A 17,931-nucleotide genomic window follows, 5' to 3' on the forward strand; every position below is an offset into this window, starting at 1 on the left:
GGGCCCATGCTGCATCTCACTAGACGCATGACCCAGGGGGGGTTCGAAAACCCGATTTCCATGCGTCAAAGGGGGACACGATGTCTGCTTTCGGGAGGGGTACCGCCAAAGCCGTCGCCGCGCTCGCCGGGGCCGTGACGCTCGCCGGCCTGGGGCTCGCACAGGCCGCCACCGCCCAGGCCGCGGCCGCGCCGCAGCAGGCCACGGCCGAGGCCACCGCCTTCCGCATCCCCAAGAACTTCCTGCTGCACGAGGCCGAGTTCCGCAAGGCCAAGAAGCCGAAGGAGACCAGCTTCAGCGACCGCCGTACCGAGACGCGGCAGATCGACCCGTGCGGCCGCAAGCGCACCGCGGACGGCAAGCGGGTCGCGGCGCGCACCATCAGCCTGCTGGACGAGACCGAGCTGTCCGCCGAGCAGCTGATCGTCTACAGCAGCAAGCGGGAGGCCAAGAAGGGCTTCGCCGCGCTGCGCGCGGACCTGGCCCGGTGCGCCAAGAGCGGCAAGGGCTTCGACCGCTACGAGTACGCGGCGAAGCCGGTGCGCATCGGCGACGAGGCGCTGCTCGTGGGCCTGCGCACGTTCGAGGACAGCTACGTGCACGCGGCCGTGCGCAAGGGGCGCGCGATCTTCATCTACGAGCGCAGCGGCGGCTGGAACACCAAGTTCCGGAGCAAGGACTTCGGCGCGGTCGAGCGCGACGCGCGCCGCATGGCCCGCAAGGTCTGCTCGCTGCCCGGCGTCTGCTGAGCCGTACGCCCCCGTGGCGGCACGGGGGCGTCAGGACAGCGGCCGCCGCAGCCGGGTGACGAACTTGTAGCGGTCGCCCCGGTACAGCGACTGGGCCCACTCCACCGGGTTGCCGTCGGCGTCGAACGCGTGCCGGGTGAGCAGCAGCATCGGCAGTCCCACGTCGACGCCGAGGATCTGCGCGTCGTACGGCGAGGCGAGCACGGTCTCGATGCTCTCCTCGGCGTCGGTGAGCCGCACGCCGTAGGCCGTGTGCAGCGTCTCGTACAGCGAGGAGTGGGCCTCCAGCTCGCGCCGGAGCCGGGGGAACCGGCGGGCGGACAGGTGCGTGGTGTCGATCGACATCGGTTCGCCGTTGGCGAGCCGGAGCCGGTGGATGCGCAGCACCCGCCCGCCGGGGTTGATGGCGAGCCGCCGGGCGAGCGTCTCGTCGGCGGAGATGTAGCTGATGTCGAGGATCTTGGTGTCCGGCTCCAGGCCGACGGTGCGCAGGTCGCCCGTGTAGGAGGTGAGCTGGAGCACCTGCGCCACCTTGGGCTGGGCCACGAACGTGCCCTTGCCCTGGATGCGCACGAGCCGTCCCTCGATCACCAGCTCGGCGAGCGCCTGGCGCACCGTGGTGCGCGAGGTGTTGAACCGTACGGCGAGCGTGCGCTCCGGGGGCAGCGCGCTGCCGGGCGGCAGCGACTTGGTGAGCTCCAGCAGACTCCGCTTCACGTCGTAGTATTTCGGGACCCGGGGGGAATCCTCGGCGGTCATCACCCCTCCCTCCGGGACCCGTCGGCGGAGTGCCTCGCGCCCTGCCCGACATGCCCGTTCACGACGAGGCCTCCTCCATCACCGTAACCGCGGCGCACACCGGTCACCGCGAGATCATCCGAACTCAACTTGTACCGTGCCGTCAAGCTCGGCAAGGTGACCGGGTTGGGCCGGGCGACGCCCGAGGCTCCGATCACCGTCCGTCGCGGCAGGTCAGGATGGTGGTTCAGAATAACCGGAACCCCGCTCGGGCATCTCCGGCAGGGTCGGTCGATTGGCTTTTCCCCGTCCTGAGCGCGCATGATGCTTACGTGCCGACTCTTAGTGACCTGGTGGCGCGGCACACCGCGCTCGACCCAGCGGACGTGGAGTGGATGCACTCGCTCGTCTCGGACTGGCAGCTGCTGGCCGACCTGTCGTTCGCCGATCTCATCCTGTGGATCCCGTTGCGGGACGAGTCCGCCTGGCTCGCCGTCGCCCAGATGCGTCCCACCACCGGTCCCACGGTCTACCACGACGACGTCGTCGGGACGGTGGTCGCCAAGGGCGAGCGGCCGCTGCTCGACATGGCGTGGAACGAGCGCCGGATCTGCCGGGAGGGGGATCCCGACTGGTCGAGCGGGGTCCCGGTCCGGGAGGAGACGATCCCGGTACGGCGGGTGCCGATCGGGCCGGACGGCTCCCCGGACGCCCCGGGCAACGTGATCGGGGTGATCCAGCGCTCGACCAACCTGTCGTCGGCGCGCACCCCGTCCCGCCTCGAGCTCACCTACCTGCAGAGCGCGTCGGACCTGGCGCAGATGGTGGCCGAGGGCCGGTTCCCGTTCCGGGAGGACGAGCCGAGCCTGGTCCGTTCCCCGCGGGTGGGTGACGGCCTGCTCCGGCTCGACCGGTCCGGCCGGGTCACCTACGCGTCGCCGAACGCCCTGTCCGCCTACCGCCGCCTCGGCCTGCAGGCCGACCTCGTCGGCGCCGACCTGGGCAAGGTCACCGCCCAGCTGTGCTACTCCGACGAGCCGGTGGACGAGTCGTTGATGATCGTGGCGAGCGGCCGGGCGCCCCGGGAGACCGAGGTCGAGGCCGGCGGCACCGTGGTCCAGCTCCGCGCGATCCCGCTGATCATCGGCGGGCAGCGCATCGGCGCGCTCGTGCTGCTGCGCGACGTGACCGAGCTGCGCCGCCGCGAGCGGGAGCTGATGACCAAGGACGCCACGATCCGGGAGATCCACCACCGGGTGAAGAACAACCTGCAGACGGTGGCCGCGCTGCTCCGGCTGCAGGCCCGGCGGCTCAACGTGCCCGAGGGGCGGGAGGCGCTGGAGGAGGCGGTGCGCCGGGTCGGGTCGATCGCGATCGTGCACGAGACCCTGGCGCACACGCCCGAGGAGATGGTCGACTTCGACGACATCGCCGACCGGGTGATCGCGATGACCGGCGAGGTGTCCGTCGCTCCGGTCACGCCGCGCCGGGTGGGCTCGTTCGGCGTGCTCCCCTCGGTCGTGGCCACGCCGCTGGCGATGGTCCTCACCGAGCTGCTGCAGAACGCCGTGGAGCATGGTTTCGACCGCCGTACCGGTGAGCTGACGGTGCGGGCGACGCGGAGCGCGGACCGCCTCGAGGTCGTCGTCGCGGACAACGGCAAGGGGCTGCCGCCCGACTTCGATCTGGAGTCCTCGACGAGCCTCGGCCTGCAGATCGTCCGCACCCTCGTGGTGGGGGAGCTGTCCGGTCGGCTGTCCATCGAGCCCCGGGAGGGCGGGGGCACCGAGGTGACCCTCTCCATCCCGTTGCCGGGGTGAGGCACCGGGCCCGGCCGTCGCACCGCGGGCCTGCCCTGGGGACCCGCGCCGCGGACCGGTGCCGTACGGGCCTACCCTAGGGATCGGCTCGCCGGATCGGCGCCGCGGCGACCTGCGCTACGACATCCGTCTCGGTTCCGGCCCCCTGCCCCGGTGAGACAGGGGGACCGGACTGATGTAGGGTACGGCCAAGCTCTGGTCGAGGGGGTGAGGCGCGGGATATGTCAGACGGCGGCGGCGCGGGCGCGCGCACGGGCGGCACGACGCTTGAGGGCGCGGCGCTCGTCCTCGCTCATCCCGCCCCAGACACCGGCGTCCTGACCGGTCTCCAGAGCCCACTTGAGGCAGAGTTCGCTGACCGAGCACTGCCGGCACACCTGCTTGGCCTCCTCGATCTGCAGGAGGGCCGGTCCGGTGTTGCCGATCGGGAAGAACAGCTCGGGGTCCACGTCACGGCAGGCAGCGCGGTGGCGCCAGTCCATGCGTCACTCCTTCGTCAGTGGAGCTCGCGGGCTCCGGTGGGGCCGTACTTTGTGAAGAGTTTCACGAGGCGTGGCAAACGGGGGCCCGAAACGTGTCGTTTCGGGCTTATATGAGGTGATCGCCGAAGGACCTTGCGAGGTTGCCGCTCGCAAAGGTCCTACGTTCCGACGTCAAGATGAGCTTTTCAGGAGGCTCAACCACACGCAAGAGGTTTGGACGAACGTTTTGCCGGTTATGACTGTTGATTGCGTCACACCATTACTTAGTGTAGTCGGTTAGGCAACGACCTGTAACGCATTCGGCACGGACCGGAAGGTGATCCGTTCGCGTTCCCCGAGGTAGTCACCGTCGAGCTGGAACGCGATCGGCCGCGTCGCGACCAGCGTGAACTCCTCCTCGTCGTGGGTCTGCACCAGGTGACGGCCCCGCAGCAGGGTGTCCCGCTCCCGCAGCACCTGCGGCAGCACCCGCAGCATCGTCGGCAGGCCCATGCGCTTGAGCCCGAGCATGTCGAGGCCGGTGGCGAAGCTCGCCCACGGCGTGGGGTTGATCGGCCACGGTCCCGCGTACGTCCACGGCGCGGTGTTCGAGATGATCGCCATGAAGATGCCGTCCTCGGGGCGGTGCCCCGGGCGCTCCAGCCGGAGCGCCGGCGTGCGGCGGTCGGTGAGGAAGAAGTGCCGCACCGCGGTCCGGGTGTAGAGCACCGGCCCGGCCCGGTGGCCCGCGCCGCGCAGCGCCTCCACCGCGCGCACCACCTCGGCGTCGTAGCCCACCCCGGCGCAGAAGGTGAAGTACCGGTCGCCGCCCTCCGGGTCGGAGGCGAGGCCGAGGTTCACGGTCCGGCGGCGGCCCTCCCGCAGCGCCTCCAGCACCGCCCCGGTCGCCTCCACCGCGTTGTTCGGCAGGCCGAGGGCCCGGGCGAAGACGTTGGCGCTGCCCCCGGGGATCACCATGAGCGCCGGTACGGCGGCGCCGTCCGGCGGGGCCGTACCATCGGTCCCGGCCGCGCCGAGCAGGCCGTTAACCGCCTCGTTGATCGTGCCGTCGCCGCCGAGCACCGCCACCACGTCGAATCCCTTCTCCCGGGCGGTCCCGGCGAGGGCGGCCGCGTGGCCCCGGTAGCCGGTCTCCTCCACGGTGAGGTCGACGGCCGCGCTCAGGGCGCGGATGAGGACGGTCCGGGTACGCCGGGTGGTCGTCGTGGCCATGGGGTTGACCAGCAGCAGTGCGCGCATGCCGAAAAGCGTATCGGGGGGTAGGGTTGCCGGATGTGTCCAAGCCTCCGTTCACGCTGGTCATCGCCGCCGCGGTCCTCGCCCTGGAAGGGTTGTGCGTACTGGGCCTCGGCGGCTACGTCGCCGTCATGACCGTGATCGGCCGGCCCCGCGACCTCGCCAGCTCGATCGCCGAGGCGGCGATCGGCGTCGTCTTCGGGGCGGCGCTCATCTGGGTGGCCTGGGGCGCGTTCGGCGCGCAGCGGTGGAGCCGTTCGCCGGGCGTGCTCGCGCAGATCTTCGCGCTACCGGTCGCGATCACGCTGATCCAGTCCGGCAGGCAGCTGGCCGGGGCGGCGCTGCTCGTGGCGGCGCTCACCGCGATCGCCACGCTGCTCGCCCCGCCGTCCACCCGCGTGCTGTACGACGGCGTCTTCCCCGACGGCCCCGCCGAGGACGGCGGGACGGCCCCGCCGGATTCCGGCCCGGCGAAGGGCACGGCGAAGCCCGGGGAGGGGCGTAAGGAGCCCAAGGGGAAGCGCTCCGGCACGGGACGCGGCCGGGACTCCCGGCCGCGCTAGGTCCCGTTCGTCCGCCTCGGCGCCTGCCGTCAGTCCTCCGCGGTGAGGCCCTCGCGGAGCTGCGCGAGGGTGCGCGCGAGCAGCCGCGACACGTGCATCTGCGAGATGCCGAGCTCGTTCGCGATCTGGGACTGCGTCATGTTGCCGAAGAACCGCAGCAGCAGGATGCGCTTCTCCCGGGGCGGCAGCCGTTCCAGCAGCGGCTTGAGCGACTCGCGGTACTCGACCCCCTCCAGCGAGTCGTCCACGATGCCGAGCGAGTCGGCGACGGCGGGCGCGTCCTCGTCCCCGGAGTCCGGCGCGTCGAGGGAGACCGTGGAGTACGCGTTGGCGGACTCCAGGCCCTCGAGCACGTCCTCCTCGCTCATCTGCAGGTGCTCGGCGAGCTCGCTCACCGTGGGGGCGCGGCCCTCGCGCTGGGAGAGCTCGCTGATCGCCTTGGTGAGCGACAGCTTCAGCTCCTGCAGCCGGCGCGGCACCCGGACGGCCCAGCCCTTGTCCCGGAAGTGCCGCTTGATCTCGCCCACGATCGTGGGCGTGGCGTACGTGGAGAACTCCACCCCGCGGTCGAGGTCGAACCGGTCGATCGACTTGATCAGGCCGATCGTCGCCACCTGGGTGAGGTCGTCGAGCCACTCGCCGCGGTTGCGGAAGCGGCGGGCAAGGTACTCCACCAGCGGCAGGTGGAGCTCGACCAGCTCGTCCCGGATGCGCTGGCGGCGCGGGTCGTCGGGGGGCAGCGTGGCGAGCTCGGCGAAGAGCGTGCGCGCGCGCACGCGGTCGGGCACCGCCGCCTGTTCGCTGGAGGGCATGGCACGGGTCCTTTCCATCACACCGGCCCCGCCACGTCTCGACGTTTCCGCAACACGATCGCCATGCGATCAGGGGAATCGGTGACCGCGTCGACGTCGTCGGCGAGCGCGGTGAGAACCATCCACGCGAAGTCGTCGCGGCGCGGCTCGGTGGTGCCGACCGTGCTCACCTCGACGCGAACGGTCATCTCGTCCCCGTCCAGCTCGAACTCGGCGACCAGGTCGGTGCCGGGCACCGCCTGCCGCAGCAGCATGGCGCACGCCTCGTCCACCGCGATCCGCAGATCCTCGATCTGGTCGATGGTGAAGTCCAGACGCGCGGCGAGCCCGGCGGTCGCCGTACGCAACACGGACAGATAGGCGCTCACCGCCGGCATGCGCACGCACACCGCGTCGCGCACCCCCGGTATGCCGACGCCCTGAGCACGCGTCACCGTCTCGTCAGCCACGTTCCTCCTCGTACAAAGCCGCTGACTGCAACCTACCGTCCCCGGGACACCTTTGGTGTCCTGGGCACGCCGACAGGTCGTGATCTTGCGGCAAATGTTCGGGCCCCGAGTGGTCTGTCACCACACGGGGCCCAGGAAAAACTCGGTGACGCGGCCCGGTCAGGCGGCCTGCTTGGTCTCCCAGAAGATCTTGGCGATCTCGTCGATCTTGGAGAGCAGCTCGTCGGCCTTGGCGGGGTCGACGGTGCCCTTGGCCCCGGCGGTGCCCGCGAGCTTGGTCGCCTCCCAGAACAGCTGGTGGAGCTGCGGGTACTTCTCCAGGTGGTGCGGCTTGAAGTAGTCGGTCCACAGCACCCACAGGTGGTGCTTCACCAGCTCGGCCCGCTGCTCCTTGATGATCAGCGCCCGGGTGCGGAACACCGGGTCCTCGTTCTCGGCGTACTTCTGAATGATCGCCTTGATGGACTCGGCCTCGATGCGGGCCTGCGCGGGGTCGTAGACGCCGCAGGGCAGGTCGCAGTGGGCCGACGCCTCGTATCGCGGCCGAAGCAGTCGTGCGAGCATTGGAAGGTCCTTCCTCAATGCCGGAGACTCAGCATGATTTAATTTCTGACCTTACCGGCATCGAAAGGATCACACCGACGGGGATGGGCTTCCTGCGCGTGCGTGTCACCGGCGAGTCGATGCTGCCCACCCTGCACCCGGGGGACTGGCTCGTGGTGCGCCGTACCGCCGCCCCGCGGCCCGGCGATCTCGTGGTGGCCCGCCTGCCGGACGACCCCGAGCGGCTGATCGTCAAGCGGCTGACCGGTGGGGGACCGGAGGAGGGCTGGTGGCTGGAGAGCGACAACCAGCGCGCCCCCGGCCGCCGGGACAGCTGGGACTTCGGCCCGGTGCCCGCCGCGCTGCTGGTCGGCCGCGTCGTGCTGCGCTACTGGCCGCTGCGGCACGGCCTGCGGCCCCGCTGAGGGCCGCGCGGCCGTGCCGCCGGCGATTGCCCAGGGGCCTCAGGATCCCCCGCGCCGCCGGGCGCGGAACCTGGCCACGTTCGCCCGGCTCGCGCAGCGCTTGGAGCAGTAGCGGCGCGAGCGGTTGGAGGAGACGTCGAGGTACGCGCGGCGGCACGGCGCGGCCTGGCACAGGCCCAGCCGGTCGAGGCCGAGGCGGGTGACCAGCGTGGCGAGGCCCATCACCGCGCACACCGCGTACTGGTCGTAGACCCGCCCGGCCCCGGTGAGGTGCATGTGCCAGCCCTTGTCGTCGTGCCGGACGATCTGCGGGTGCGCCGGGTGCCGGATGAGCAGCAGGTTGAGCCGCTCCACGGCGTCCTCCTCGTCGCCCTTCGCCACGGCCTCGAACACGGCGGTGAGCTCCTCGCGCAGCTCGCGCATGGCGTCGAGATCACCCCTGGTGATGCGAGCGGCCTGCAGGCCGCGCCCGGTCTCGCCGAGCAGAGTGCGCAGCCCGTCGAGGTTGCTGAGGTCCTCGTGGTTGACCAGCTTCACGGCAAGGTCGGCGTATGAGCTCAAGTCCACCTGTGCGATCCGTAGCGTAGGGAGGGGGCGCGTGGCGAACGGCACCCGAGAGATGACCGTTTCTTGAGTATCACACGACCGCGCGCCCTGATCATCCCGCCGGGGCGGATGATCCGATCACCCCTCCGGATGGAGCACCCGGCGCAGGAAGGTGCGGGTCCGCTCCTGCCGGGGCGCCCCGATCACCTGCTCGGGCGGGCCGTCCTCGACGATCACCCCGCCGTCCATGAACACCACCCGGTCGGCCACCTCCCGGGCGAAGCCCATCTCGTGGGTGACCACGAGCATCGTCATGCCGTCCTCGGCGAGCTTGCGCATCACCGTGAGCACGTCGCCGACGAGCTCGGGGTCGAGGGCCGAGGTGGGCTCGTCGAAGAGCATGAGCGCGGGGTCCATGGCCAGCGCCCGGGCGATCGCCACCCGCTGCTGCTGCCCGCCGGAGAGCTGGCTCGGGTAGGAGTTCGCCCGGTCGGCGAGCCCGACCCGTTCCAGGTTCTCGATGGCGATCCGCTCGGCCTCGCGTTTGCCGCGCCGCAGCACCCGCTGCTGCGCGATCGTGACGTTGCGCAGCACGGTGAGGTGCGGGAACAGGTTGAACTGCTGGAACACCATGCCGATGCGGCGCCGGGCCGCGTCGATGTCCACGTCCGGGTCGGTGAGCTCGACGCCGTCCACGAACACCTGGCCCGCGGTGGGCTGCTCCAGCAGGTTGACGCAGCGCAGCAGGGTGGACTTGCCCGACCCGGACGGGCCGATGACGCAGACCACCTGCCCCGGCTCCACGGTGAAGTCGATGCCCTTGAGCACCTCGAGGTCGCCGAACGACTTGTGCAGCCCGCGGATCTCGACGGCGTGCCCGGCGGTGCCGCTCGGTGCCGTGCTCGGTGCGGCGCTCATTGCCCCTTCCCCTGGCGTGCTTCCAGCCGCCGGGCGAGATACCCGAGCGGAATGGTGATCAACAGGTAGGTTGCGCCCGCCATGATGATCGGTGTCGGGTTCGCCGTGGCGGAGGCGAGGTCGTTGCCGAACTTGGCGAGCTCCACCTGGGTCGAGGTCACCCCGAGGATGAACACGAGCGAGGAGTCCTTGAACAGCAGGACGAGCTCGTTGGTGAGCGGCGGGACCACGATCCGCACGGCCTGCGGGATCACGATGGAGACCATCGCCCGGCTGTGGCTCATGCCGAGCGAGCGCGCGGCCTCCATCTGCCCCTTCGGCACCGCCTGCAGCCCGGCCCGGAAGGTCTCGGCCATGTAGGCGGCCGAGACCAGGGCGAGCGCGAGCGCGACGCTGCCGTACACCCCGCCGGGGAGGGCGAACCCGGGGAAGGCGATCGGCAGGCCGGTGCCGATCAGCAGGAAGATCACCAGGGCCGGCAGTCCGCGGAAGACCTCGACGTAGAGCCGGGCGATCCAGCGGTACGGCGCGACCGAGGAGAGCCGCATGAGCGCGAGCGGCAGCCCGAGCGCGAAGCCGAGCGCGTACCCGGTCACCGTGTAGATGACCGTGTTCACCAGCGCCACGGTGAACAGCTCGGGCAGCCCCTGCTCGGCCACCTCGAGGTTGAAGAACGACCGCTGGATCGACGGCCAGTCCGCGATGAGAACGAGTATCACCACGACGGCGATCAGCACGGCGTACTGGACGCCGCGGCTGATCCGCTGTCGCCGCCGCGGACTCAGGCGTGCGGTCATGACGAGGCGGGCTGGGGCTCGGTGCCGAACCACTTCTTGTAGATCTCGTTGTACGTGCCGTCCTGCTTGGCGGCCTCGATCGTCTCGTTGACCACCTGGAGCAGGGCGGTGTTGCCCTTCTTCAGGCCGATGCCGTACTGCTCACCGGTGTCGAGGCTGGCGGCGAGCTCGAACTTCTCGGCGACGTCCGGCTTCTTCAGCCAGGTGAGCACCACCGGCAGGTCCTGCACGATCACGTCGACCTGCCCGGCCTGCAGGGCGAACAGCTCCTTGGGGGAGTCGGGGTACTCCACCGGGTCGAAGCCCTTCGACTTGACGTAGTCGAGGCCGGTGGTGGAGGCCTGGGCGCCGAGCTTGAGGCCCTTGGCCTTGACGTCCTCGAGCGAGGTGATGCCGCTGCCCTTCTTCGCGAGCAGCGCCTGGGTGGCGTCGAAGTACGGCACCGAGAAGTCGATGTTCTGCTTGCGCTCCTCGGTGATCGTCATGCCCGCGGCGGCGACGTCGCACCGGCCGGCGTTGAGCGCGGCGCCGCTCTTGATCGCGGCGAAGTCGATGTCGAGGATCTCCTGGGTGACCCCGAGCTTCTTCGCCACGAGGTCCACGATGTCCACGTCGAAGCCCACGACCTTGCCGTCCTGGTTGAACTGGAACGGCTCGTAGGGGACGTTGGTGCACGTCGTCAGCTTGCCCGGGTTGACGAGGGTTACTCCGCCGGAGGACGACTGCGCGGTCGCGCCGGTGTTGCCGGCGTCGCCCGAGTCCCCGCCGCAGGCGGAGAGGCCGGTGACGGCGGCCAACGCGGTCACGGTGAGCGCGAGTACGCCTCGGCGGGGGAATGGGAAGGGCATCGCGGCCTCCTGAACAGCCGATTAACTCATTAGAACGCGGTTATTGTGATATTCGGTGCATAACGGACGGGCTACGTCGACGCGCCAACCCGGACACCGTCCGAGGTCACGCCGTGTGGCACAATCAAGCGACGGGTGACCCCCGTGCCCCTTGATGAGAGACGACCGTCCTCGGCAGGGGCTCCGGCGGCTACCGAAGCCGGATCTTCCGCCTTCCGCGGCGTCTACCGAGAAAGCTGTCCCGATCAGAGTTGTGGGGTCACTGTGACGCCTTCTTTGCAAATGCTCGACTCCGATCCCGCTTTCGCCCTGCACCGTGGGGGGAAACTCGAGGTGCGGGCAACCGTCGAGGTCCGCGACACCGACGATCTCGCGCTCGCCTACACCCCCGGGGTGGCCCGGGTGTGCAGCGCGATCGCGGATGAGTCGGCGCTGGTCAACGACTATACGTGGGTTTCCGGAGTGGTGGCGGTGGTGTCGGACGGCACCGCCGTGCTCGGGCTCGGTGACATCGGCCCCGCGGCGGCGATGCCCGTGATGGAGGGCAAGGCGCTGCTGTTCAAGCAGTTCGCCGACGTCAACGCGGTGCCGATCTGCCTCGACTGCACCGATGTCGACGAGATCGTGGAGACCGTGGTGCGCCTCGCGCCGAGCTTCGGCGGCATCAACCTCGAGGACATCAGCGCGCCGCGGTGCTTCGAGATCGAGGACCGGCTGCGGGCACGCCTCGACATCCCGGTCTTCCACGACGACCAGCACGGCACCGCGATCGTGGCGCTCGCCGCCCTGCTCAACGCGGCGAAGGTGGTGGGCCGTCCCATCGGCGAGATGCGCGCCGTGGTGGCGGGCGCCGGCGCGTCCGGCGTGGCGGTGAGCCGGTTCCTGCTCACCGCCGGCATCGGGGACATCGCGGTCGCCGACAGCAAGGGCCTGCTGTACGAGGGCCGGGAGGGCATGAACCCGGTCAAGGCCGCGCTCGCCCGCGACACGAACCGGGCGGGCTACAAGGGCTCCATCGAGGAGGCGCTCGCCGGGGCCGACGTGTTCATCGGCCTGTCGGGCTCCACGGTGAGCGAGGAGGCGATCGCGAGCATGGGGCGCGACGCGATCGTGTTCGCCCTGTCCAACCCGACGCCGGAGGTGCACCCGGACGTGGCGCGCAGGTACGCCCGGGTGGTGGCGACCGGCCGGTCGGACTTCCCGAACCAGATCAACAACGTGCTCGCCTTCCCGGGCGTGTTCCGCGGCGCCATCGACGTGCGCGCGTCGGACATCACCGAGAACATGAAGGTGGCCGCCGCGCACGCGCTCGCGGACGTCGTCGGCGATCTCGTGTCCGAGGACTACGTGATCCCGAGCCCGTTCGACCGCCGGGTCGCGCCCGCGGTCGCCGCCGCCGTCGCCGAACAGGCGCGCAAGGACGGCGTCGCCCGCCGATAGGGCCCGCGACCGGCACCGGCCGGCGGGTGGTGAGGCGAAAACATACGCGTTTTTGAACGGATCCGTGCCCCCCGTGCAGGACCTGCACGGGGGGCACACGCGTCTTCGCGGCCGAAAACGCCGTCGTGGATTGAGTGAATCGTCGGTAAACGGCGCAAGGCCCGGCCGGGAAGGCCGGGCCTTGCTGAAGCTGGGGCTGGGTCAGAGGTTTGGACCCCCTGAACCCGGGCGGTTCCTCAGGAACTACTTCTTGAGGAGCTCGCCGTTCTTGCCAACGATGCTGCCGGACCAGGTGTTGGCGGCGGCGTCGTAGATCGCCTTGGTCTCACCGTCGAAGTACGGCGAGGCCACGAAGTCGATCCGGCCGTTGCCGTCGCTGTCGCCGAACCAGCTGATGACACCGTTGACGTAGCCGACGCGCTTGGCGCTGCTGTACTGCCAGATCAGCGGACCACCGTCGGCACCGGCGGTCATCGCGGACTTCAGACCGATGGACTCCTCGGCCTTCAGCTTGGTGTTGATCGCGGTGTAGGTCTTGCCGTACGACCACTTCATGGTCACACCGGTGTACGGCTTGTTGCCGTCCGGGTGCTCGGCGCCCGGGTAACCGAAGGCGAACACCGTGGTGCCGCGCTTCTGGTTCCAGGCGAAGCCCTGGGCACCGACGTTCTTGGCCAGCGGGCCGACGTCCTTGACCTTGCCCACGTAGAAGTGGTCGAGGTAGAACTTGATGCTCTTGGTGGGCTTGATCCACTGGACGACGAAGTACTGGATGTGCCAGTAGTTGCCCCGCTTGTCCTGGATCACCTGGCCCAGGACCTTGCCGGCGGCCTTGTCCTTGAGCAGCTGCTCGTACTGGGCCTTGGTCAGCGGGGTCCACTTCGGCGGGAAGACCTTGGTGCCGTTGGCCGGCTTGACGCCCTTCTTCGGGTCCGGGGCGTTCTTCCACTGCTCCGCGGTGACCTCGACCTCGGACTTGACGGCACCCTTGTACTCGGGGCCGACGACCTCGGAGCCCTCGCTCCGCTCAGCGCGCACCGGGGCGAGCGGGCCGTACTTGTCGAGGATCGACTTGTACTGCTTGAAGTCGATCTCGACGGACTCGACCCACTTGTCACCGGTCCACTTGTCGTACTCCTCCTTGGAGACCTCCTCCTTGGGGAGGATCTGGATGCCGTTGTAGACGGTGACGAAGGCGTAGTCCTTGTCGTAGTCCTCGAAGACCGCGAAGTCGTAGTGGGTCCAGGCCTGCTTACCGACGTAGATGCCCCACGGCGCCTTGCCCTTGTAGTAGCCGGGGACGAAGACCCACTTGTCGAAGACGTTCTTGCCGTCGAAGACGTTGTGGGCGGCGGTCACCACGAGGTTGCCGTACTTGGAGTGGATGGCGCTACCGGACGCCCACCACTTGTTGCCCTTGGAGTCAACCCAGAAGACCTTACCGACGGTCTTCGGCAGGTTGACGTTCTTCACCTTGGTAGCGGTGACCTTGCCGAAGCCGGTCGGGTTGGTCACGCCCGGCTTGCTGTCGGCCGAAGGCCCGCCCTTGACCTGCAGCTTCTCGCCGTTGATCTTGTAGTCGTACTTGTACTCGCGAGCCTGCTTCAGCGCGGCGGCGTTCTCGTCAAGCCAGAACTGCGCCACGGAGTAGGCGTCGGAGGTGGTCTTGGCGAGCATCTCGCTGCTCTTGATCGGAGCAGCGGAGGCGGCGGAGGTGGTGACCAGGGAGGCGCCCAGAACCGCGGACGCGGCAACGGCCCCACCCAGCGGGAGGACCAGACGCTTCACTCGGGTGTTCAAGGAAACTCCTTGGGCTGTCGTGGAACGCATCCTGCGTCCCATGCGTCAGTAAAGGGATGGCATGGAAGATACAGGCGAGATCTTGTGGGTCGGTAGCGGTTTCGGCGACCAAAGTTGATCTCCGTTCGCCGTGACCGTTCCGTGACCTTAGGGGTTGCGGGATCGCCGTCTGGAGCCGGGTCGCATTCCCGCAGATCACTGGCGTAACAGGCGTTCCAGGGCGGGCTGGTGCGGATCGGGCGTGTCCGGTTCCCGATTCCTTTGGTGTGATGTAAATCACACGAGCTGGATGGCACCAAACCACACCCTCCACACGTCAAAAGGGCCACACATACCGGCCGACGCCGGCTACAGCGGCTCTGCGCGCGCCTGTGCGTCCTCCAGGCGCGTCGGAACGGCCTCCAGCGAGTGATCTTCCACGCGGGGCCCGAAGGGCGTTCTGAAGCCCGCTGGGCGCCTCATCCGCATCGCCCTCGCCGTCCGGGCCGCCGCCACCTGTACGCGAACGGCGACGCCTCCGACCCGGTGGCCGGGGGCGTCGCCGTTGGTGGGATGGGCCGATCCGTTCCGGTCGACGTGCCGGCTAGGACCAGGCGCTCGGCGGATCAGCCCGTACGCTGCGTGGTGGCGATCTTGTAGATGACGTAGGTGGACTTGGTGAAGCTCGGCGACGAGATGTGGTCGTAGCGCCGGTCCGCGTTCCGGTCCCAGGTGCGGCTGTTCACGCCGTTGAGGTAGCCGTTGCCGGTGGTGCTGTTGTAGCGGACCAGCCAGGGCCCGCCGCTCGCCCCCGCGGTGAACATGCACGGGAACGCCAGGCCGCGGTTGAGCAGGAGGTTGGGGGCGGTGACCCGGATCCGGGTGCGCGTCACGCACCAGCGCATCGAGGTGCCGTCGAAGGGACGGGTGCCGTCCGGCTGCTCGCCGGCGGGGTAGCCGAACGCGTGGGTGACCACGTTCCGCGGCTGGTCCCACAGGAAACCCTGCCCGCCGACGTTGTCCTCGAGCCGCCCCACGTCCACCCGCCGATAGACGGGGTTGCCCTTCGCGTCCCGCTTCGGGTTGCCCTTGGCGTCCTTCTCCGGCTCCCAGGTGAAGCCGCGGTGCACGGTGACGAAGGCGTAGTCGTAGTCCCAGTCGACCAGGCCGGCGAAGTTGTCGTGCAGGTTGAGGGTGTGGCCGACGTAGATGCCCCACTCGGTCCGGCCGTCCGAGGTGTAACCGGGGATGAAGATCCAGTCCTCGACCGGCTTCATCTGCTGGACGTCGTACGCGCAGTGCGCGGCGGTGGCCACGAGGTTGCGGTTCGGCGAGTGCACGGCCGTGGCCGAGCAGAAGTAGTGCCGATTCCCGATGCGGAAGAAGACCTTGCCGACGCTGGTGGGCAGTCCGTTCTTCACCTGCGCGCGGCCGCGCGTGGGCTGCACCGTGGTCGGCCGCCCGGTGTCCGCAGAGGTCGACGTCGTGGTGCCCGTGGGGCTGGGACTCGTCTGGGGGGCCCTCCGCGCCGGCGTGGCATAGCTGGAGGCCGCCTTGAGCCGGTCCGGGGTCCAGTAGTCCATCACCCGCCGCACGTCCGCGTCCCGCTGCGCCAGCGGCACCGTCATGACCCAGTCGGGCACGGGGGCGCTTCGGGTGCCGGGAACGACGGCCGCGGGGGCCGGCGTGGCGGTGAGCACCGCGGCGACCGTCGCGGCCAGCATGCCGGCAAGCGTGGCGGCGAGCCGCTTCGCTCGGGGGGACATGCGAGGTCCTTCCGGTACGACGGGGACGACGGGACGGGGACGCGGGGGGTAAAGCGAATTTTTCCAGATCAACTAGGTCAGAACCGGACGTTGACCAACATGGGGCTGCCTCGTTATTTGACCATCCCGGCTGTGAGGTCCGGGTAAAGAGACGGGCGAGGCGGGGAACCGCGCCGTCGGCAGGTTCGGTACCGGCGGAGTGTGTCGAAAGGAACGTCCGTAAACGGCGCAAGGCCCGGCCTGGAAGGCCGGGCCTTGCTGAAGCTGGGGCTGGGTCAGAGGTTTGGACCCCCTGAACCCGGGCGGTTCCTCAGGAACTACTTCTTGAGGAGCTCGCCGTTCTTGCCAACGATGCTGCCGGACCAGGTGTTGGCGGCGGCGTCGTAGATCGCCTTGGTCTCACCGTCGAAGTACGGCGAGGCCACGAAGTCGATCCGGCCGTTGCCGTCGCTGTCGCCGAACCAGCTGATGACACCGTTGACGTAGCCGACGCGCTTGGCGCTGCTGTACTGCCAGATCAGCGGACCACCGTCGGCACCGGCGGTCATCGCGGACTTCAGACCGATGGACTCCTCGGCCTTCAGCTTGGTGTTGATCGCGGTGTAGGTCTTGCCGTACGACCACTTCATGGTCACACCGGTGTACGGCTTGTTGCCGTCCGGGTGCTCGGCGCCCGGGTAACCGAAGGCGAACACCGTGGTGCCGCGCTTCTGGTTCCAGGCGAAGCCCTGGGCACCGACGTTCTTGGCCAGCGGGCCGACGTCCTTGACCTTGCCCACGTAGAAGTGGTCGAGGTAGAACTTGATGCTCTTGGTGGGCTTGATCCACTGGACGACGAAGTACTGGATGTGCCAGTAGTTGCCCCGCTTGTCCTGGATCACCTGGCCCAGGACCTTGCCGGCGGCCTTGTCCTTGAGCAGCTGCTCGTACTGGGCCTTGGTCAGCGGGGTCCACTTCGGCGGGAAGACCTTGGTGCCGTTGGCCGGCTTGACGCCCTTCTTCGGGTCCGGGGCGTTCTTCCACTGCTCCGCGGTGACCTCGACCTCGGACTTGACGGCACCCTTGTACTCGGGGCCGACGACCTCGGAGCCCTCGCTCCGCTCAGCGCGCACCGGGGCGAGCGGGCCGTACTTGTCGAGGATCGACTTGTACTGCTTGAAGTCGATCTCGACGGACTCGACCCACTTGTCACCGGTCCACTTGTCGTACTCCTCCTTGGAGACCTCCTCCTTGGGGAGGATCTGGATGCCGTTGTAGACGGTGACGAAGGCGTAGTCCTTGTCGTAGTCCTCGAAGACCGCGAAGTCGTAGTGGGTCCAGGCCTGCTTACCGACGTAGATGCCCCACGGCGCCTTGCCCTTGTAGTAGCCGGGGACGAAGACCCACTTGTCGAAGACGTTCTTGCCGTCGAAGACGTTGTGGGCGGCGGTCACCACGAGGTTGCCGTACTTGGAGTGGATGGCGCTACCGGACGCCCACCACTTGTTGCCCTTGGAGTCAACCCAGAAGACCTTACCGACGGTCTTCGGCAGGTTGACGTTCTTCACCTTGGTAGCGGTGACCTTGCCGAAGCCGGTCGGGTTGGTCACGCCCGGCTTGCTGTCGGCCGAAGGCCCGCCCTTGACCTGCAGCTTCTCGCCGTTGATCTTGTAGTCGTACTTGTACTCGCGAGCCTGCTTCAGCGCGGCGGCGTTCTCGTCAAGCCAGAACTGCGCCACGGAGTAGGCGTCGGAGGTGGTCTTGGCGAGCATCTCGCTGCTCTTGATCGGAGCAGCGGAGGCGGCGGAGGTGGTGACCAGGGAGGCGCCCAGAACCGCGGACGCGGCAACGGCCCCACCCAGCGGGAGGACCAGACGCTTCACTCGGGTGTTCAAGGAAACTCCTTGGGCTGTCGTGGAACGCATCCTGCGTCCCATGCGTCAGTAAAGGGATGGCATGGAAGATACAGGCGAGATCTTGTGGGTCGGTAGCGGTTTCGGCGACCAAAGTTGATCTCCGTTCGCCGTGACCGTTCCGTGAC

The 17,931-nt window shown here is 69.0% G+C and carries 18 protein-coding genes; 5 read left to right on the forward strand and 13 right to left on the reverse strand.

Annotated features, from left to right (window positions below):
• Positions 1-80: 80 nt before the first annotated feature.
• The gene (locus FHX40_RS02740; protein ID WP_142258143.1) at positions 81-749 is read left to right on the forward strand and encodes a hypothetical protein; all 669 of its coding nucleotides are present in this window, start codon (positions 81-83) and stop codon (positions 747-749) included.
• A gap of 30 nt (positions 750-779) precedes the next feature.
• On the opposite strand, the gene FHX40_RS02745 is transcribed toward FHX40_RS02740, so the two are convergent.
• Positions 780-1,508: a GntR family transcriptional regulator gene (locus FHX40_RS02745; RefSeq protein WP_142258144.1), complete on the reverse strand. Its 729-nt coding sequence runs from the start codon at positions 1,506-1,508 to the stop codon at positions 780-782.
• A 311-nt stretch (positions 1,509-1,819) separates the two neighbouring features.
• Between FHX40_RS02745 and FHX40_RS02750 the strand changes: the two genes are divergently transcribed.
• Positions 1,820-3,307, forward strand: coding sequence for a sensor histidine kinase (locus FHX40_RS02750; protein WP_142258145.1), 1,488 nt, complete (start codon positions 1,820-1,822; stop codon positions 3,305-3,307).
• A gap of 224 nt (positions 3,308-3,531) precedes the next feature.
• Here FHX40_RS02750 and FHX40_RS02755 read toward each other — a convergent pair whose 3' ends face one another.
• Positions 3,532-3,789, reverse strand: coding sequence for a WhiB family transcriptional regulator (locus FHX40_RS02755; protein WP_142258146.1), 258 nt, complete (start codon positions 3,787-3,789; stop codon positions 3,532-3,534).
• 276 nt (positions 3,790-4,065) lie between these two features.
• Positions 4,066-5,028 carry a diacylglycerol/lipid kinase family protein gene (locus FHX40_RS02760; protein ID WP_142258147.1) on the reverse strand — a complete coding sequence of 321 codons (963 nt, stop codon included), beginning with the start codon at positions 5,026-5,028 and terminating at the stop codon, positions 4,066-4,068.
• A 35-nt stretch (positions 5,029-5,063) separates the two neighbouring features.
• On the opposite strand from FHX40_RS02760, the gene FHX40_RS02765 reads away from it, so the two are divergent.
• Positions 5,064-5,588, forward strand: a complete 525-nt coding sequence (locus FHX40_RS02765; protein WP_189136307.1) for a hypothetical protein — start codon at positions 5,064-5,066, stop codon at positions 5,586-5,588.
• A gap of 29 nt (positions 5,589-5,617) precedes the next feature.
• On the opposite strand, the gene FHX40_RS02770 is transcribed toward FHX40_RS02765, so the two are convergent.
• From FHX40_RS02770 to sodN, 3 genes are all read right to left on the reverse strand, one after another.
• Complete coding sequence (locus tag FHX40_RS02770; protein ID WP_229789190.1) at positions 5,618-6,400, reverse strand: RNA polymerase sigma factor SigF; 783 nt, start codon at positions 6,398-6,400, stop codon at positions 5,618-5,620.
• A 17-nt stretch (positions 6,401-6,417) separates the two neighbouring features.
• Entirely contained in the window at positions 6,418-6,849 is a 432-nt protein-coding gene (locus FHX40_RS02775) for an ATP-binding protein (RefSeq protein WP_189136308.1), read from the reverse strand.
• A gap of 159 nt (positions 6,850-7,008) precedes the next feature.
• Positions 7,009-7,413, reverse strand: coding sequence for a superoxide dismutase, Ni (sodN, locus tag FHX40_RS02780; RefSeq protein WP_142258149.1), 405 nt, complete (start codon positions 7,411-7,413; stop codon positions 7,009-7,011).
• Between the two features lie 83 nt (positions 7,414-7,496).
• Between sodN and FHX40_RS02785 the strand changes: the two genes are divergently transcribed.
• Positions 7,497-7,817: a S24/S26 family peptidase gene (locus FHX40_RS02785; protein ID WP_142258150.1), complete on the forward strand. Its 321-nt coding sequence runs from the start codon at positions 7,497-7,499 to the stop codon at positions 7,815-7,817.
• A 39-nt stretch (positions 7,818-7,856) separates the two neighbouring features.
• Here the strand turns inward: FHX40_RS02785 and FHX40_RS02790 are convergent, their stop codons facing one another.
• The 4 genes from FHX40_RS02790 to FHX40_RS02805 form a co-directional block, all read right to left on the reverse strand.
• Positions 7,857-8,384 carry a CGNR zinc finger domain-containing protein gene (locus FHX40_RS02790; RefSeq protein ID WP_142258151.1) on the reverse strand — a complete coding sequence of 176 codons (528 nt, stop codon included), beginning with the start codon at positions 8,382-8,384 and terminating at the stop codon, positions 7,857-7,859.
• A 117-nt stretch (positions 8,385-8,501) separates the two neighbouring features.
• A complete protein-coding gene (locus tag FHX40_RS02795; RefSeq protein ID WP_142258152.1) occupies positions 8,502-9,281 on the reverse strand; it encodes an amino acid ABC transporter ATP-binding protein in 780 nt (259 codons plus the stop codon).
• Positions 9,278-10,078 (reverse strand): amino acid ABC transporter permease, encoded by an 801-nt coding sequence (locus FHX40_RS02800; RefSeq protein ID WP_142258153.1) that lies wholly within the window; start codon positions 10,076-10,078, stop codon positions 9,278-9,280. Before FHX40_RS02800 ends, FHX40_RS02795 begins: the two co-directional genes overlap by 4 nt.
• Positions 10,075-10,926: an ABC transporter substrate-binding protein gene (locus tag FHX40_RS02805; RefSeq protein ID WP_142258154.1), complete on the reverse strand. Its 852-nt coding sequence runs from the start codon at positions 10,924-10,926 to the stop codon at positions 10,075-10,077. The genes FHX40_RS02800 and FHX40_RS02805 overlap by 4 nt, the downstream gene beginning before the upstream one ends.
• 282 nt (positions 10,927-11,208) lie before the next feature.
• On the opposite strand from FHX40_RS02805, the gene FHX40_RS02810 reads away from it, so the two are divergent.
• Entirely contained in the window at positions 11,209-12,366 is a 1,158-nt protein-coding gene (locus FHX40_RS02810; protein WP_142258155.1) for an NAD(P)-dependent malic enzyme, read from the forward strand.
• A 243-nt stretch (positions 12,367-12,609) separates the two neighbouring features.
• Here the strand turns inward: FHX40_RS02810 and FHX40_RS02815 are convergent, their stop codons facing one another.
• The 3 genes from FHX40_RS02815 to FHX40_RS02825 all read right to left on the reverse strand — a co-directional run bounded on the left by FHX40_RS02815 (position 12,610) and on the right by FHX40_RS02825 (position 17,785).
• The gene (locus tag FHX40_RS02815) at positions 12,610-14,166 is read right to left on the reverse strand and encodes a trypsin-like serine peptidase (RefSeq protein ID WP_229789194.1); all 1,557 of its coding nucleotides are present in this window, start codon (positions 14,164-14,166) and stop codon (positions 12,610-12,612) included.
• Positions 14,167-14,771: 605 nt separating this feature from the next.
• Positions 14,772-15,911 carry a trypsin-like serine peptidase gene (locus FHX40_RS02820; RefSeq protein WP_142258156.1) on the reverse strand — a complete coding sequence of 380 codons (1,140 nt, stop codon included), beginning with the start codon at positions 15,909-15,911 and terminating at the stop codon, positions 14,772-14,774.
• A 317-nt stretch (positions 15,912-16,228) separates the two neighbouring features.
• Positions 16,229-17,785 carry a trypsin-like serine peptidase gene (locus FHX40_RS02825; protein WP_229789194.1) on the reverse strand — a complete coding sequence of 519 codons (1,557 nt, stop codon included), beginning with the start codon at positions 17,783-17,785 and terminating at the stop codon, positions 16,229-16,231.
• Positions 17,786-17,931 lie beyond the last annotated feature (146 nt).

Origin of the sequence: Thermopolyspora flexuosa, from assembly GCF_006716785.1 — a bacterium.
In the GTDB taxonomy this organism is placed as follows: Bacteria; Actinomycetota; Actinomycetes; order Streptosporangiales; family Streptosporangiaceae; genus Thermopolyspora; species Thermopolyspora flexuosa.